The following is a 15,932-nucleotide window of genomic DNA, read 5'->3' as shown; positions in this document are numbered from 1 at the left end:
TTCCGTTCGGCGTGAACCCAACACTTGGGGCCGCGGCGAACGAGTGCTACCTTCGGAAGCGGAAGTTCTCAGGGCGGGGTGCGATTCCCCACCGGCGGTGATGGACTCCGGGCGATCCCGGCGTTCGAGCCCGCGAGCGCCCCACCGCGAGGTGGGGGTCAGCAGATTCCGGTGCGATCCCGGAGCCGACGGTCATAGTCCGGATGAAAGAGAACTACGCGGGTCGTTCCCGCGTCGTCGTGCCGCCCTGAGGCCGAAGTGGCAGGAGCGGCGGATGTTCACCGGCATCGTCGAAGAGCTGGGCGTGATCACCGCCCGCGAGGACCTCCCGGATGCGGCCCGATTCACGGTCCAGGGCGATCTCGTCACCTCCGATGCGAAACACGGCGATTCGATCGCGGTCAACGGCGTCTGCCTCACGGTCGTCACGGTCGAGGGCCGTGCCTTCACCGCCGACGTCATGGAGGAATCGCTCCGGCGCAGCTCGCTGAGCAAGCTCGGCCCGGGTGACCGCGTCAACCTCGAGCGGGCCGCCGCCGTCAACTCCCGCCTCGGCGGGCACATCGTCCAGGGCCACGTCGACGGTACCGGCCACGTCCTGAGCCTCAGCCCGTCCGAGCACTGGACAGTCGTGCGCCTCGCCCTGCCGGATCAGCTGGCCCGGTACGTCGTGGAGAAGGGCTCCATCACCATCGACGGGGTCTCGCTCACCGTCTCCGCGCTCGGGCAGGGGGTGACCGGCGACGACGCGCAGCACTGGTTCGAGGTCTCGCTCATCCCCACCACCCTCGACCTCACCAACCTGGGCGGGGCCGAGCCCGGCACCGTCGTCAACCTCGAAGTGGACATCGTCGCCAAGTACGTCGAGCGCCTGACCGGATTCGCCGGGCGCGAGGAGGAGAAGTAGCCATGACCAGGTTCGATTCGATCGAGCGTGCGATCGAGGACATCGCGGCCGGTAAGGCCGTCGTCGTGGTCGACGACGAGGACCGCGAGAACGAGGGTGACCTCATCTTCGCCGCCGAGAAGGCGACGCCCGAGCTGGTGGCGTTCATGGTGCGCTACACCTCGGGCTACCTGTGCGTGCCGCTCGACGGCGCCACCTGCGACAAGCTCGGCCTCCCGCCGATGTACTCGACCAACCAGGACAAGCACGGCACGGCCTACACCGTGACCGTCGACGCCAAGGCGGGCGTGGGCACCGGGATCTCCGCCGCCGACCGCGCGACCACCATGCTCAAGCTGGCCGATCCGTCCTCCACCGTCGACGACTTCACCCGCCCCGGCCACGTCGTGCCGCTGCGGGCCAAGGAGGGCGGCGTCCTGCGCCGTCCCGGCCACACCGAGGCCGCCGTCGACCTCGCCACCATGGCCGGGCTGGCCCCGGCCGGCGTGATCTGCGAGATCGTCTCGGAGAAGGATCCGGGCGGGATGGCCAAGTCCGACGAGCTGCGGGTCTTCGCCGACGATCACGGGCTCGCGATGATCTCCATCGCCGACATGATCGCGTGGCGCCGCAAGCACGAGAAGCACGTCGTGCAGGTCGCCTCCGCGCGGATCCCCACCCGCTACGGCGACTTCCAGGCCGTCGGTTACACCTCGGTCCACGACGACGTCGAGCACGTGGCGCTGGTCAAGGGCGACATCACCGCCGACGGCGGCGCCGACGTCCTGGTCCGCGTGCACAGCGAGTGCCTCACGGGCGACGTCTTCGGCTCGCTGCGCTGCGATTGCGGCCCGCAGCTCGACGCCGCGATGGAGATGGTGGCGCAGGAGGGGCGCGGCGTCGTGCTCTACATGCGCGGCCACGAGGGCCGCGGCATCGGGCTCATGCACAAGCTGCAGGCCTACCAGCTGCAGGACGGGGGAGCCGACACCGTCGACGCGAACCTCCAGCTCGGCCTGCCCGCGGACGCCCGCGACTACGGCCTCGGCGCGCAGATCCTCGTCGACCTCGGCATCACCTCGATGCGGCTGCTCACCAACAACCCGGCCAAGCGCGTCGGGCTCGACGGCTACGGCCTGCAGATCACCGAGCGGGTGCCCATGCCGCTGCGCGCGAACGCCGAGAACATCCACTACCTGCGCACCAAGCGCGACCGCATGGGTCACGACCTGCGCGACCTCGACCACTTCGACCAGGGAGGTACCGCGTGAGCGGCGCTGGAATCCCCGACATCACCCTCGACGGCGCCGCCGACCTGAAGCTGGCCATCGTCGCGTCGCGCTGGCACGACACCGTCTGCGAGGCGCTCCTCGCCGGTGCCGTCCGCACCGCCGAGGCGGCGGGCGTCACGCACGTGACGATCGAGAGGGTGGCGGGCGCCGTCGAACTGCCCGTCGTGGCGCAGGAGCTCACCCGCAGCCACGACGCCGTCGTCGCGCTGGGTGTCGTGATCCGCGGCGGCACCCCGCACTTCGAGTACGTCTGTGATGCGCTGACCGCGGGCCTGCTGCGCGTCTCGCTCGACGCGGGGGTGCCCGTCGGCAACGGCGTGCTGACCACGAACACCGAGGCGGAGGCCCTCGATCGTGCGGGCCTGCCCGGCTCGGCGGAGGACAAGGGCGAACAGGCCGCGTCCGCGGCCCTCGACACCGCGCTCACGCTGCGCAAGCTCCGGGCCGCCCGATGAGCCGCGTCGCCCTCGTGCAGGCCACCTGGCACCGGAACATCGTGGACCGGGCCCGTGACGGCTTCGTCGACGAGTGGCGGAACCTGGGCCACGACGGCGCGGAGGTCGATCTCTTCGAGGTGCCCGGCGCGTACGAGATCCCGCTGACGGCCAAGCGGCTCGCGACCAGCGGGCGGTACGCCGCGATCGTCGCCGCGGGGCTGGTCGTCGACGGCGGCATCTACCGCCACGAGTTCGTCGCGACCGCCGTCATCGACGGCCTGATGCGCGTGCAGCTCGACACCGACGTCCCCGTGTTCTCCGTCGTCCTCACCCCGCACCACTTCCACGAGCACGACGACCACGTCGCCTACTTCGAGCGACACTTCGTGGGCAAGGGTGCCGAGGCCGCCCGCGCCGTCGACGCCACGCTCGCGGTGCACGCCGCGCTCCCGACCGCCTAGCCGCGGACGTGCACGGCGACCCGCGGTCCGGTTTCCGTAGAATGGCCGCGTGATGACCGACGCCACCACGCAGCCCGTGCTCGAAGTGACCCCGCGCAAGATCAAGATCTACGCCTGGTCGCTGGCGGTGGTGCTGGTCCTCGGCCACGTCTTCGTCGCCTGGCTGCTCAAGGCCGGCGGTGACTCCGGGATCGCCTTCAAGACCGGTGATCAGGCGGGCATGGTGGCGATCGGCGTGATCCTGGCGTGCGGCGCCCTGCTCTTCACGCGCCCGCGACTGCGCGTCGGCCCCGACGGGGTGACGGTGCGCAACCTCCTGAACGAGAACACCTACCCGTGGGACATCGTCGAGGGCTTCTCGTTCCCCGAGGGCGCGCAGTTCGCGCATCTCGAACTCCCGCGCGACGAGTTCGTCGCGATCTGGGCGATCCAGGCCCGCGACGGCGAACTCGCGGTGCAGTCCTTGGACCGTGCCCGCGAGATCGCCGCCGCGTACCAGGGCTGAGCGCTACTTGATCGTGCCGCCCCGGCCGTGGAGCAGGGTCATCAGCTGGGTGAGCTGACCCTCCTGCGCCGCGGTCCGCGCGAAGCTGGTCAGGTTCAGTAGCGGGGTGAAACGCTTGCGGGCGATGCCCTTCGCGTAGGTGAACTCGCGGAGGCCGTCGGGCCCGTGGATGCGGCCGAAGCCGGACTCGCCGACGCCGCCGAAGGGGAGGTTCGGCACGCCCGCGAAGGTGATGATGCCGTTCACCGCGGCCATGCCGGACCGGATCCTGTCGGCCAGCTCCATGCCGCGGGCCTTGGAGAAGACGGTCGCGGCCAAGCCGTACTTGGTGGCGTTCGCCAGCTCGACGGCCTCGTCCATGGTGTCCACCTTGGCGACGGTGACCGTGGGGCCGAAGGTCTCCTGCGTCACCGCGATCGAGTCCTCCGGGACGTCGACGAGCACCGTCGGCTGGACGAAGCGATCGCCGACCGCGTCGATGCCGCCCACCAGAGCGCGGCCGCCGCGGGCGAGGGCGTCCTCGATGTGCGCCTTGATGATCGGCAGCTGGCTCGGCATGGTGATGGGGCCGATCTTGGAGTCGTCCGAGTCGTTCGCGGTGACCTCACGGGCCTTGGCGACGAGCTTCTCCAGGAACGGGTCGTAGACGTCCTTGTGCACGTAGACGCGCTCCACGCCCACGCAGGTCTGGCCGGCGTTGGCGAAGGCGCCCCAGGCGGCGGCGTCGGCGGCGGCGTCCAGATCGGCATCGCGGTCCACGAGGAAGGCGTCCTTGCCGCCGGCCTCGATCACCACGGGGGTCAGCGTCTCGGCGCACGCGGCCATGACCTTCTTGCCGGTGTTCGTCGAGCCGGTGAACGCGACCTTGTTCACGCCCGAGGTGCACAGCGCGTTGCCGGTCTCGCCGAGACCGGTGACCGTCTGCAGCACGGGGCGGCCGACGGCCTCCTCGAAGGTGCGGGCCAGCCACACGCCCACGCCCGGGGTGTACTCCGAGGGCTTGAAGACCACGGCGTTGCCGGCCGCCAGCGCGTAGGCGATCGAGCCCATCGGGGTGAAGACGGGGTAGTTCCACGGACCGATGACGCCGACCACGCCGAGCGGGTGGTAGCGCACCGTCGCCGACTGGTTCGCCATGACCAGGCCCGAGCCGACCCGGCGGGGCCCGAGGACCTTCTTCGCGTGCGAGGCGGCGTACGAGAGGTGATCGATGCCGAGCGCGGCCTCGAGCAGCGCATCGCCGTGCGGCTTGCCCGTCTCGTCGTGCACGATCTGCGCCAGCTGGTTGATGCGGCGCGTGATCACGCCCTTCCACGTGTTCAACGCCTGCTTACGCCCCTCGAAGCCGATCTCCTGCCACCAGTCGGCCTGCTCGCGGGCGCGCGCGACGACGGCGTGCACGTGGTCGGCGGAGTGGATCGGGTAGGTCTCGACGACGTCGCCGGTGCGCGGGTCGAGGGAATCGAAGGTCTTCTGCTGTGCTGCGGTCATGCTGACTTCCTGATCTCGTCGGCCGCCTTCTCGGCGATCATGATGGTGGGGGCGTTCGTGTTGCCGCGGGTGATCATCGGCATGACCGATGCATCGACGACGCGCAGGCCCTCCGTGCCGCGGACGCGCAGCTGCGGGTCCACCACGGAGTCCTCGCCGGAGCCCATCGCGCAGGTGCCGACGGGGTGGAACAGGGTCTGGGCGTACGCGCGGATCAGCGCCAGAAAGTCGTCGTCCGACGGATCCTCGGGCACGTGCCAGGGCTTGCCCAGGTTGCGCGCGAGGGGACCCTGGCGGCAGAGCTCGAAACCGGCCCGGGTGCCGGCGAGCAGCGCGTCGAGGTCCGCCGACTGATCGAAGTAGTTCGGCTCCAGGGACGGATGCCAGTCGGGATTCGCCGAGCGCAGCCGCACCTGGCCGCGGCTGGCGACGTTGACCAGGGTGGGCCCGCAGATGAAGCCGCGCTTCGTGGGCTCGTGCAACATGTTGTCGTAGAAGCCCGACCCCATGACGTGGTACTGCAGGTCCGGGTGCTCGAGATCGTCGCGGGAGCGGAAGAAGCCGCCCGCCTCGCCGCCGTTCGACGCCAGCGGACCGTTGCCGAAGATCTTCCAACGCAGGAGGTTCTGCAGGTTCTGCGCCTCCATGAGGTCGCTGACGCCGTGAGTGTCGAAGATGATCGGCACGATCGGGTGATCGTGCAGGTTGGCACCCACACCGGCGAGGGACACCCGGGTGTCGATGCCGAACTCGGCCAGGTGCTCGGCCGGGCCGATCCCGGAGAGCATCAGGAGCTGCGGCGAGTTGATCGCGCCCCCGGAGAGGATCACCTCGCGGCGGGCCTTCACGGTGTGCTCCGCGCCCTGCTGCTTGAAGGTCACGCCCGCGGCGCGGTCACCGTCGAATTCGATCCGCCGGGCGGCGGCGCCCACCGCCACCGTGAGGTTCGCCCGCGATCGCGCCGGTTCGATGTAGGCCTTGTCGGTGGACCAACGCCGGCCGCCCTTGCAGGTGACCTGGTACAGGCCGGCGCCGTCCTGGACCGCGCCGTTGAAGTCGTCGTTCCGCTTCAGGCCCGAGCTGACCGCGCTCTCCACCCAGGCGTTGACCAGGGGGTGCGTGTACACCCGGTCCTCGACGTTGAGCGGGCCGCGCGTGCCGTGGAACTCGTCGCGGCGGGCGGTGTTGCCCTCGGCCTTGATGAAGTACGGGAGCACGTCGTCGTAGGACCACCCCTGCGCGCCGTACTCGGACTCCCAGGCGTCGAAATCCGCGCGGTTGCCGCGGATGTAGATCATCGCGTTCATCGACGAGCAGCCGCCGAGCGCCTTCATCCTCGGCCAGTACGTGGGGCGATCGTCCAGGTGCTTCTGCGGGGTCGTGGTGTAGTTCCAGTCCCATTTCGTCTTGAACAGTGCGGAGAAGGCGAGCGGGATGTGGATCTCGTCCGCGTCCGCCTCACCGCCCGCCTCGAGGAGCAGGACGTTCACGCCCGGATCCTCCGACAGTCGCGCCGCCATGACGGCGCCCGCGCTGCCGGCTCCCACCACGATGTAGTCGTACTCGTCCGCCGGCAATGCCGCTCCTCGCGTCGTTCCAGTGCTTGGACACGAAGTTACTCGGAAGTCTCGTGATCGTGAAGGGATTCGGCAGGTTCGACGGGGCCGATCGCGACCGTTAGGCGACCGCGGGTGCGAGGCGCTTGATCAACGGCGTCAGGGCGACCACGACGAAGCCGATGCCGATCGCCGTTCCGCCGAGGACCAGGAAGTACGGCGCCTCGTCGTTCTGGTCGTAGAACGTGGCGAGGCGCCCGGCGAGGGCGCTGCCGAGGCTGATCGAGAGGTAGTTCAGTGCCACCATCTGCGTGGAGAAGGCCCTGGGCGCGAGCTTGGTCGAGACGCTGAGGCCGACGGGGGAGATGCAGAGCTCCGCCAGCGCGAACATCAGCATGATGCCGAGCAGCCCGACCAGCGGTGCGGTGTTCGTCCCGGCGGGCATCAGGAGGAAGGCCAGGAAGGCGACGCCGATCCCGACGGTGCCGATCGCGAACTTGATCGGGGTGCTGGGCTGGCGCGGGCCGAGCTTGGTCCAGAGTGCCGCGAAGACGGGCGCGAAGATCAGGATGAACACCGGATCGACGGACTGGATCCACGAGGCGGGGAACTGCCAGCCTCCGAGGGATCGGTCGAGGCGCTCGTCGGCGTAGACGGCGACGAACGTGAACATCTGCTGGAACAGCGCCCAGAACGCGGCCTGGGAGAGGAACAGCGGGATGAAGGCCTTCACGCCGTTGCGCTCGGTACCGTCGACTCGGCTGCTGCGGAGGAGGAAGACGAAGTAGGCCAGAGAGATCACGGCGACGGTGATGATCACCGCGTCGACGAGGTTCGCAGCGGTGATCACCCCGGCCAGGATCAGGGCGACGACGATGCCGAGTGCGACCACGCCACCCGCGACGACGCGTTGGATGTCTCCCCGCGACGCCGGGTTCGGTACTTCCTGGCTGATCCGTGGCAGCATGTTTCTCGTCAGCGTGTACTGGATGAGGCCGAGCGCCATCCCGACCGCCGCGAGGCCGAATCCCCAATGGAATCCCGCGTGGTCCTGCAGGTAGCCGGTCAGCAGCGGTCCGACGAAGGCCCCCAGATTGACGCCCATGTAGTAGACGGAGAAACCGGCGTCGCGCCGGGTGTCGCCGGCCGGATACAGATCCCCGACCACCTTGGTGGCGTTGCCCTTCACTCCGCCGGAGCCGACGGCCACGAGCACGAGGCCGATCGCCACCCCGGCCGCACCGGGGATCGCGGCGAGGGCGATGTGCCCGGCCATCACCAGGCAGGCGGAGTAGAAGAGCGTGCGCTCCGCGCCGAGGAGCCGGTCGGAGACCCACGCCCCGGCGATCGTCGAGAGGTAGACGAAGCCGCCGTATGCGCCCACGATCCCGAGCGAGGTGGACTTGTCGAAGCCCAGGCCGCCGTCGGAGACCGAGTAGTACAGGTAGTAGGCGAGGATCGCCTGCATGCCGTAGAAGGAGAACCGCTCCCACATCTCGACGCCGAAGAGGTTCACCAGCGGCAGCGGGTGCCCGAAGAAGCGGGTGTCGGGTTTGTAACCGGGGGTGGTGGTCATTCGTTGATGTAACCACGTGCGGGCCGCCCGGCACGACAGCTCAGCGCAGCAGGTTGGTCCTGGCCACTTGTTCGCGCAGGAAGTGGAACTGCGTGTCGAGGCTCGCCTGCAGGTCGCGCAGCTCGTCCGCGTGGTGCTGCAGGCGGAGCGCGTCCGCCTCGTTGCCGACGGCATCGCGGTACAGCTGATCCAGCAGTTCACGATGCGCGCCTGTGCTGGTGCGGTCCAGGAGGTTCAGGTCGTGCAGCAGACGCTCGACGGGGCGGAGCTCACCGAGGTACTCGGCCAGCGCGGCCACGTGGTCGCGGAGCGCGTTCTCGGCCATCCGGGCGGCGTGCGTGTACTCGTCGATGTGTTCCGCAAGAGCCTGCGTGACCGGGGATTCGCCCGACGGCCGCGGAGTATCGGTGCGCATGCGCCACACCCGGTAGGCGCGGTGGCTGATGTCCTGCAGGGTGGCGTCGAGGTTGATGCGGACGCGATGCTGATCGAGGATCGGGTTGTTCCACGCGGGGGAGCGCCGGATCTCCTCGGTGACCAGCACCGCGAGGCCCAACAGCCGGGCCTCGACCCGGGTGGCGCCCGGTTCGGCGTCCGGGTTCCATGCGGGTGTGCGCTCGGCCTGGAAGGGCCACGGGTTCGCGGCGAGGCGGGCCTGTTCGCGCGCGGCGAGCTGCTTCTTGTGTCGTGTCAGCTGCCAGGCGCGGAAGCCCGCGAGGCCGCCGCCGACGAGAAGCAGGGCGATCAGGCCTGCGCCGATCGCCGCCTGCCCCGTGACGAAGACCGCGATCACGCCGAAGATCCACACCCACGCGGGAACGCCCCAGGCGGCGCGACGCTGAGGGATCGACGCAAGGTACGCCGGGTTGTTGCTCGCGGTGTAGCGGCGGAAGGCATCGTCGACGGTGCTCGGCCGCAGGCCCTGCAGGTACGACGATGCGTCGCGTGCCGCGATCTGGGCCTGCTCCCGCCCCACCGGTACCAGCTCTGCGGAGTGCACCACTCGCGCCGCGATCTCCTGAGGAACTGTTTCCGCCATCGTGAACCCCCTCGTGCTAGCTCCGAATGTACCGCCGTTGCCGGCGTTCGTGCCGCCGCGTGCTGCCATGAGCCCGTGAGTCCGGCGCGGTCCAACCGGGCCAACGCTCCGGGCTCGCCGGCATCCCTTGCACGCATCGAGTCGGTGCTCCGGCCACCGGTGAAACCGGTGGCTCGAACACCGGTCGTTTCGCGGTCAGCGAGCGCTTCGACGCGGAGATCGACCTCGCCGTCCCGCCTGTCGGAAGTCCGACGAAAGTGGACCGCGCACCGTCGGACATGCGGTACGCATGCCCTATGACCGAGCGGATCCTGCCCCTGATGTCCACGATGCAAGACGAGCACCTGTCGCTGGCGACGCTGCTCCGCCATGCCACGACCTGGTACGCGGACGCTGCCGAGGTGGCCACCTGGACGCCCGAGAAGACCACCCGGATGAGCTTCGGCGAGATGGGACGCGAAGCCGCCCGTCTCGCCAACGCGCTCAAGGACCTCGGCGTGGTCCCGGGCGACCGCGTGGGCACGTTCCAGTGGAACAACAACGAGCACATGATCGCCTACGTCGCGATCCCGGCGATGGGCAGCGTGCTGCACACGATCAACATCCGGCTCTTCCCGGACCAGATCACCTACATCGCCAACCACGCCGCCGACCGCGTGATCATCACCGACGGCAGCCTGATTCCGCAGCTCAATGCAGCGATCGGTGGCATGACCACGATCGAGCACGTCATCGTGGTGGACGGGAACAAGGACGAGGTGGAAGCACCGTCGGGCGTGCGGTTGCACGACTACCGCGACCTGCTGGACGCGCAGAGCGACGAGTACGACTGGCCGGAGATCGACGAGAGGGCTGCCGCCGCTGCCTGCTACACGTCCGGCACCACGGGTGACCCCAAGGGCGTCATGTACAGCCACCGCAGCATCTGGCTGCACTCGACCGCCGTCTGCGCGAGCTACGGCCTCGGGATGGGGCCGAACGACACCGTGCTGCCGATCGTGCCGATGTTCCACGCCATGAGCTGGGGCACGCCCTTCGGTGCCCTGATGTCCGGCGCCTCCCTGATCCTCCCGGACCGCTACCTGCAGCCCGAGCCGATGGTCCGGCTCCTCGCGGAGGAGAAGCCGACCATCTCCGCCGCCGTGCCGGCCGTGTGGATCGGCATCGTCAACCACCTGGAAAAGCACCCGCAGGACATCACCCACCTGCGGCACATCGCGTGCGGCGGCTCCGCGGTCCCGCTGAGCCTGGCGAAGGCGCTGGACCGCCACGGCGTGCAGATCGTGCAGGCGTGGGGAATGACGGAGACCTCTCCGCTCGCCAGCATCGCGTGGCCGCCCCGCGGCGTCACGGGCGAGGACGCGTGGGCCTACCGGAACACGCAGGGGAGGTTCCTCCCGGGCGTGCAGGGGCGCCTCGTCGACGACCTCGGCCAGGTGGTGCCGGCCGATGGCGAGACACAGGGCGAGGTGCAGGTCCGCGGCCCCTGGGTGACCGGCAGCTACTACAGTCCGGAGGGGGCCGAGCCCGTCGGAGCCGACAAGTTCGGGGGCGGCTGGCTCCGGACCGGGGACATCGGCAAACTGACCGCCGACGGCTACGTCACCCTCGTGGACCGCTCGAAGGACGTGATCAAGTCGGGCGGCGAGTGGATCAGTTCCGTCGAGCTCGAGAACGAGGTCATGGCGCACCCGGCGGTGCTCGAGGCGGTGGCGATCGGCGTGCCAGATCCGAAATGGGACGAGCGTCCCCTGGTCGCGGTCGTGCTGCAGCCGGGCGCCGAGGTCACCGTCGCTCAACTGCGCGAACACCTCGCAGGGAAGTTCGCGAAGTGGCAGATCCCCGACAACTGGGCGTTCATCGCGGAGGTCCCGAAGACGTCCGTGGGCAAGTTCGACAAGAAGGTTCTCCGCGCTCAGCACGCCGCGGGTGACCTGTCCGTCGTGAACGAATAGAGACTCGCACGGGCGTGTCAGAACACCGTGGGTTGACACGATGATGCATTCTGAAAGGCATGCCTGAGCAGTCGCACGATCCGCGCTGGGTCGACGCTGCCAATTGGGCGGCGGCCGGCGGCTTCGGCGTGGGCGCGATCGCCGAGCGCGAGGGCGTGACGCGGATCGACGCGATGCTGGCGATCGCCGACGAGTGGAACCGGGCGCCGCACCTGTTCACCGCGCCTCCCGCAGCCGCGCCGCCGGTGGGCGTCGAGCAGTGTCCGGACTGCGGCATCTGGTTCTCGGACGTCGAGGCGCACCGGGGCGTGCACCGTCGGGGGCGGCAGCGGCGGGAGGCGGCGACACGGGAGCACGCGCCCCGCCGTCGACGCGAAGCGGTCCGGACGGTCGGTCGACCGGCACGCCCCCGCGCCGCGCGCAGGGACGCGGACGGGCCGCAGGAGCCGTTGTCATCGGGCCGCGGGGTACCGCTGACCGAACTCCCGGCCGGCGCGCCGTGGGGCACGTGGGCCGAAGCCGCCAACTGGGCCGCGGCGAACGGCTACGGCCCGAGCCGCCTGGCCGACCGGGTGGGGACCGACGCCGCGTCGGTCACGGTCGCGATCATCGACGCCTGGAGTCACGATCCCGCCTCGTTCACCGTGCCCGCCGCCGTCCGAGCGCCGGGCGGCGCGCTGAAGCAGTGCCCCGCGTGCGGGCTGTGGTTCGCGAGCGTCGACAACCACGTCGCAGCGCACGGCCGGATCAGTGGCCGGCGGCGCGGGGCCTCCCGCGCGCAGTCGCGCTGGGGCGCCCGGTCGGAACACGACGGGCACGCGGCGCCCCGTACGGCCTTCGAGCACGCCATGGAGAGCGAGGGCCTACTCGACCACTACCTGGAGCTGCGCCGGTGCGTCCTCGAGCATCTCAGCCCGCCGCAGTTCCGCACCCGGATCGACGGCACCGCGCAGCGGGTCGCGGAGATCCTGGAGCGGGTGTCGGCGCACGCGGAGTACATCGACGCCCTGGGGGATCTGGTGCTCTCGCGTTACGGGCTGCTCCACGACGACGGCGACCGCGTGCAGTGCCACCTCTGCGGTCTCTGGATGGCAATGATCTCGCCCCACCTCGGTGTCCATGGGCTGGTGCCCGCCGAGTACCGCCTCGCGTTCGGTCTCGCGGTCGACGATCCCCTCGTCTCGCGCAGCATCAAGGACGCGGCGCACAGCGAGGGACCCGAACCGACAGGAGACCTCCAGGTGGAGGCATGCCGGCTTCCAGCCGGCACTGCGAGGGTCGGTTCATGACCACAATGAAGAAGTTGATCGGAACAGCACTCCTCGGCGCCGCGGTGATCGGCGGCGTCGGCTCCGTCGGGGCGGGCATCGCCTCGGCCGACCCGGCGCGTCCCGCCGTCGGTCAGAACGACCACCGCTCCGACGACCGGGACCGCGGTCGCCGGGCCGACGTCACCCGGACAGCGCGGACCCAGGGCGAGGACCCGAACTGGCGACCGGGCCCCGTCCTCCATCAGGGCGGCTGGCATCAGCCCGTGTGGGACGCGGGCCGGCACCACTGGGGCTTCTGGCTCGGCCCCGTCTGGATCCCCGTCGGCTGACCCGGAACCGTCCCACCACCGAACATGTCGGCCACCCGTCCTAATCTGGACGGGTGGCCGATCCGCAGAGTTACCGTCCCGCGCCGGGCAGCATCCCCACGCAGCCCGGCGTGTACAAGTTCCGGGACAAGCACGGCCGGGTCATCTACGTCGGTAAGGCCAAGTCGCTGCGCAGCCGGCTGAACTCCTACTTCGCCGATGTCTACGGCCTGCACCCCCGCACCTACCAGATGGTCACCACTGCGGCGTCCGTCGAGTGGACGGTGGTCGGCACCGAGGTGGAGGCGCTGCAGCTCGAGTACAACTGGATCAAGGAGTTCGATCCGCAGTTCAACGTCCGCTACCGGGACGACAAGACCTACCCGATGCTCGCGGTCACGCTGAACGAGGAGTACCCGCGGCTGTACGTCTACCGCGGGCCGCGGCGCAAGGGCGTGCGCTACTTCGGCCCGTACAGCCACGCGTGGGCCATCCGCGAGACACTCGACCTGCTCCTGCGTGTCTTCCCCGCGCGGACGTGCTCGGCCGGGGTGTTCAAGCGGCACAACCAGATGGGCCGCCCGTGCCTGCTCGGCTACATCGACAAATGCTCGGCGCCGTGCGTCGGGAAGGTCACCGCGGAGCAGCACCGCGACATCGTGCTCGACTTCTGCGACTTCCTCGCCGGCAAGACCGACAACCTCATCAAACAGCTCGAGACCGACATGCTCGCCGCCAGCGAGGAATTGGACTTCGAGCGCGCCGCCCGGCTGCGGGACGACGTCTCGGCGCTGCGCAAGGCCGTCGAGAAGCAGGCCGTGGTGCTCGGCGACGGAACGGACGCGGACGTCATCGCGTTCACCTCCGACGATCTCGAGGCGGCCGTCCAGATCTTCCACGTCCGGGGCGGGCGCGTGCGCGGCCAGCGCGGCTGGGTCGTCGAGAAGCCGGGCGACGCGGAGGGCAGCGAGAACGCCGACTTCATCGAGCAGTTCCTCACCCAGTTCTACGGCGAGGAGGCCGAACGCGCGAAGCAGTCGGGCGAGGGGGCCGTGAACCCGGTACCGCGCGAGGTGCTCGTCCCCGTGCTGCCCGACGACGCCGACGAGGTGCAGGACTGGCTCGAGGAGCTCCGCGGCGGCAAGGTCTCGCTGCGCGTACCGCAGCGCGGCGACAAGCGGACCCTCATGGAGACCGTGGAGCGGAACGCCGCGGACGCGCTGCACCAGCACAAGCTCAAGCGCTCCGGCGACCTCACGGCGCGGTCCGCGGCCCTCCAGGGCCTGCAGGACGCGCTGGATCTCGACGAGGCGCCGCTGCGCATCGAGTGCGTCGACATCAGCCACATCCAGGGCTCCGACGTGGTGGCCTCGCTCGTCGTCTTCGAGGACGGGCTGGCGAAGAAGTCCGACTACCGCCACTACGGGATCAAGGAGGCCGCCGGCGACGGGCACAGCGACGACGTCGCGTCGATCGCCGAGGTCACCCGCCGGCGCTTCCTGCGGCACAGGGCCGATGCGCGCCAGGACGTCGTGGTCGAGGAGGCCTCGGCCGGCGGCGGGGCGGACGTCGCCGCCGCGGACAACGGGGGAGACCTCGCCCCGGAGGCCGCCATCGATCCGCAGACGGGTCGTCCCCGCCGGTTCGCGTACCCGCCCAACCTCTACGTCGTCGACGGTGGCGCGCCGCAGGCCGCGGCCGCCCAGGAGGTGCTCGACGAGCTCGGCGTGACCGACGTGGCCGTGATCGGCCTCGCCAAACGGCTCGAGGAGGTGTGGGTCCCCGGCGACGAGGATCCCGTGATCCTGCCGCGCAATTCGGACGCGCTCTTCCTGCTGCAGCGGGTCCGCGACGAGGCGCACCGGTTCGCCATCTCCTTCCACCGGAGCAAGCGCTCGAAGCGGATGACCGCCAGTGCCCTGGACGCGATCCCCGGTCTCGGGGACACGCGGAAGGCGGCGCTGCTGCAGCACTTCGGCTCGGTCGCGAAGCTGCGCGGCGCCAGCCTGGAGGAGATCGTCGAGGTCCCCGGGATCGGCCTGACCACCGCCCGCACCGTGCTCGACGGCCTGCGTACCGACGGCGCGTGAACGCGGCGGACGTGGTGGCGCAGGTCGCCCCGGTACTGGTCTTCCTGCTCGCTATCACCGTCGTCGCCGAGATCGCCCAGCTGTCCGGGGTGTTCGACGCGATGGGCGTGCTCGCGGCCCGGCTGGGCCGCGGCAGCGTCGTCCTGATGTGGCTGGGCGTCGTGGCCCTCGCCTGCGCGGCGACGATCGTCCTCAGCCTGGACACCACCGCGGTGCTCCTAACGCCCGTGGTACTCGCGGCGGCCTCGCGACTGGGACTGGCCCCCTTGCCCTTCGCGATGACCACGGTGTGGCTGGCGAACACCGCGTCGCTGCTGCTGCCGGTCTCCAACTTGACCAACCTGCTCGCCGTCTACCACCTCGACGGTGGAGTCCGTGCCTACCTCGCCCTGTCCTGGCGGCCCGCGTTGGTCGCGATCGCGGTGACGGTCGTGGTGCTGTGGCTCCTGCATCGCAAGGATCTGCGCGGACGGTACGCGGTGCCGGAGTTCGCGCCCGCGGCGGACCGCGTCCTGTTCGCAGTGGCGACGATCGTCTGCCTAGCACTGGGCCCGGCCTTCGCGGTCGGCGTTCCGCCCGCCGTCGCCGCGACCGTCGCCGCGGTCGTTCTGGGGGTCGCCGTCGCGGTCCGTGCGCCGCACCGGCTCAGGGAGATCGAGGTGCCGTGGCGCATGGTCCTGATCCTCACGGTGGTCTTCGCCGCGGTGCAGGTGGCCTTGGCAGCCGGCCTCGAGGGGGTGCTGCGGGACGTCGCGGGGGCGGGAATGGCACCGTCGGACCTGGTGCGGCTCGCGGGAATCGGCGCGCTCGCCGCGAACGGCGTCAACAACCTGCCCGCCTATCTGGCGCTCGAACCCGTCGCCGCCGGCGAGCCGGTCCGGCTCATGGCGCTGCTGATCGGCGTGGGAGTGGCCCCGATCGTGACGCTGTGGGCATCGCTCGCGACGCTGCTCTGGCGGGAGCGATGCCTGCGCGGGGGCGTGCGGATCGATGTCCGGCGGTTCGCCGCGCACGGCCTGATCCTGGCGATCCCGGCAACCGTGGCAGCGGTGCTGGTGCTGTGAG

The 15,932-nt window shown here is 70.2% G+C and carries 14 protein-coding genes and 1 riboswitch; of the genes, 10 read left to right on the top strand and 4 right to left on the bottom strand.

Annotation, left to right across the window (positions count from 1 at the left end; translation table 11 throughout):
- Window positions 1–60 precede the first annotated feature (60 nt).
- Window positions 61–219, top strand: a riboswitch (FMN riboswitch).
- A 55-nt stretch (window positions 220–274) separates the two neighbouring features.
- From FK268_RS00415 to FK268_RS00395, 5 genes are read left to right on the top strand one after another with little or no spacing between them, the layout of a single operon-like run.
- A complete protein-coding gene (locus FK268_RS00415) occupies window positions 275–907 on the top strand; it encodes a riboflavin synthase (RefSeq protein ID WP_146430115.1) in 633 nt (210 codons plus the stop codon).
- Window positions 908–909: 2 nt separating this feature from the next.
- A complete protein-coding gene (locus tag FK268_RS00410) occupies window positions 910–2,157 on the top strand; it encodes a bifunctional 3,4-dihydroxy-2-butanone-4-phosphate synthase/GTP cyclohydrolase II (RefSeq protein ID WP_146430113.1) in 1,248 nt (415 codons plus the stop codon).
- Complete coding sequence (gene ribH / locus FK268_RS00405) at window positions 2,154–2,633, top strand: 6,7-dimethyl-8-ribityllumazine synthase (protein ID WP_146430112.1); 480 nt, start codon at window positions 2,154–2,156, stop codon at window positions 2,631–2,633. The genes FK268_RS00410 and ribH overlap by 4 nt, the downstream gene beginning before the upstream one ends.
- A complete protein-coding gene (locus FK268_RS00400; protein ID WP_146430110.1) occupies window positions 2,630–3,076 on the top strand; it encodes a 6,7-dimethyl-8-ribityllumazine synthase in 447 nt (148 codons plus the stop codon). Before ribH ends, FK268_RS00400 begins: the two co-directional genes overlap by 4 nt.
- Before the next feature lie 52 nt (window positions 3,077–3,128).
- Window positions 3,129–3,581, top strand: a complete 453-nt coding sequence (locus FK268_RS00395; protein ID WP_146431741.1) for a PH domain-containing protein — start codon at window positions 3,129–3,131, stop codon at window positions 3,579–3,581.
- A 3-nt stretch (window positions 3,582–3,584) separates the two neighbouring features.
- Here the strand turns inward: FK268_RS00395 and FK268_RS00390 are convergent, their stop codons facing one another.
- The 4 genes from FK268_RS00390 to FK268_RS00375 form a co-directional block, all read right to left on the bottom strand.
- Window positions 3,585–5,072 carry an aldehyde dehydrogenase family protein gene (locus FK268_RS00390; RefSeq protein WP_146430108.1) on the bottom strand — a complete coding sequence of 496 codons (1,488 nt, stop codon included), beginning with the start codon at window positions 5,070–5,072 and terminating at the stop codon, window positions 3,585–3,587.
- Complete coding sequence (locus tag FK268_RS00385) at window positions 5,069–6,649, bottom strand: GMC family oxidoreductase (protein ID WP_146430107.1); 1,581 nt, start codon at window positions 6,647–6,649, stop codon at window positions 5,069–5,071. Before FK268_RS00385 ends, FK268_RS00390 begins: the two co-directional genes overlap by 4 nt.
- Window positions 6,650–6,749: 100 nt before the next feature.
- Window positions 6,750–8,204 (bottom strand): peptide MFS transporter, encoded by a 1,455-nt coding sequence (locus FK268_RS00380; protein ID WP_146430105.1) that lies wholly within the window; start codon window positions 8,202–8,204, stop codon window positions 6,750–6,752.
- Window positions 8,205–8,244: 40 nt separating this feature from the next.
- Window positions 8,245–9,243, bottom strand: a complete 999-nt coding sequence (locus FK268_RS00375; protein ID WP_146430103.1) for a hypothetical protein — start codon at window positions 9,241–9,243, stop codon at window positions 8,245–8,247.
- A 296-nt stretch (window positions 9,244–9,539) separates the two neighbouring features.
- On the opposite strand from FK268_RS00375, the gene FK268_RS00370 reads away from it, so the two are divergent.
- Genes FK268_RS00370 through FK268_RS00350 form a run of 5 tightly spaced genes read left to right on the top strand, consistent with a single transcriptional unit; the run spans window position 9,540 to window position 15,931 of the window.
- Window positions 9,540–11,198, top strand: a complete 1,659-nt coding sequence (locus FK268_RS00370; protein WP_231706855.1) for a long-chain fatty acid--CoA ligase — start codon at window positions 9,540–9,542, stop codon at window positions 11,196–11,198.
- A gap of 59 nt (window positions 11,199–11,257) precedes the next feature.
- On the top strand, window positions 11,258–12,487 hold the full coding sequence (locus tag FK268_RS00365) for a MucR family transcriptional regulator (protein WP_146430100.1): 1,230 nt from the start codon (window positions 11,258–11,260) through the stop codon (window positions 12,485–12,487).
- Window positions 12,484–12,798: a hypothetical protein gene (locus FK268_RS00360; RefSeq protein ID WP_146430098.1), complete on the top strand. Its 315-nt coding sequence runs from the start codon at window positions 12,484–12,486 to the stop codon at window positions 12,796–12,798. Before FK268_RS00365 ends, FK268_RS00360 begins: the two co-directional genes overlap by 4 nt.
- A gap of 53 nt (window positions 12,799–12,851) precedes the next feature.
- Complete coding sequence (uvrC, locus tag FK268_RS00355) at window positions 12,852–14,867, top strand: excinuclease ABC subunit UvrC (RefSeq protein ID WP_146430097.1); 2,016 nt, start codon at window positions 12,852–12,854, stop codon at window positions 14,865–14,867.
- The gene (locus FK268_RS00350; protein WP_146430095.1) at window positions 14,864–15,931 is read left to right on the top strand and encodes an SLC13 family permease; all 1,068 of its coding nucleotides are present in this window, start codon (window positions 14,864–14,866) and stop codon (window positions 15,929–15,931) included. Before uvrC ends, FK268_RS00350 begins: the two co-directional genes overlap by 4 nt.
- Window position 15,932: the final 1 nt, after the last annotated feature.

Source organism: Tsukamurella sputi (genome assembly GCF_007858445.1).
GTDB lineage: Bacteria > Actinomycetota > Actinomycetes > Mycobacteriales > Mycobacteriaceae > Tsukamurella > Tsukamurella sputi.
The sequence above is the reverse complement of the archived record's forward strand: the minus strand, read 5'-3'. Positions and strand labels throughout refer to the sequence as shown.

Coding starts and splice junctions, on each gene's coding strand:
- FK268_RS00375 (WP_146430103.1), bottom strand. CDS start 9,243: ATGGCGGAAACAGTTCCTCAGGAGATCGCGGCGCGAGTGGTGCACTCC.
- FK268_RS00395 (WP_146431741.1), top strand. CDS start 3,129: ATGACCGACGCCACCACGCAGCCCGTGCTCGAAGTGACCCCGCGCAAG.
- FK268_RS00365 (WP_146430100.1), top strand. CDS start 11,258: ATGCCTGAGCAGTCGCACGATCCGCGCTGGGTCGACGCTGCCAATTGG.
- FK268_RS00360 (WP_146430098.1), top strand. CDS start 12,484: ATGACCACAATGAAGAAGTTGATCGGAACAGCACTCCTCGGCGCCGCG.
- FK268_RS00415 (WP_146430115.1), top strand. CDS start 275: ATGTTCACCGGCATCGTCGAAGAGCTGGGCGTGATCACCGCCCGCGAG.
- FK268_RS00400 (WP_146430110.1), top strand. CDS start 2,630: ATGAGCCGCGTCGCCCTCGTGCAGGCCACCTGGCACCGGAACATCGTG.
- FK268_RS00370 (WP_231706855.1), top strand. CDS start 9,540: ATGACCGAGCGGATCCTGCCCCTGATGTCCACGATGCAAGACGAGCAC.
- FK268_RS00380 (WP_146430105.1), bottom strand. CDS start 8,204: ATGACCACCACCCCCGGTTACAAACCCGACACCCGCTTCTTCGGGCAC.
- FK268_RS00410 (WP_146430113.1), top strand. CDS start 910: ATGACCAGGTTCGATTCGATCGAGCGTGCGATCGAGGACATCGCGGCC.
- FK268_RS00390 (WP_146430108.1), bottom strand. CDS start 5,072: ATGACCGCAGCACAGCAGAAGACCTTCGATTCCCTCGACCCGCGCACC.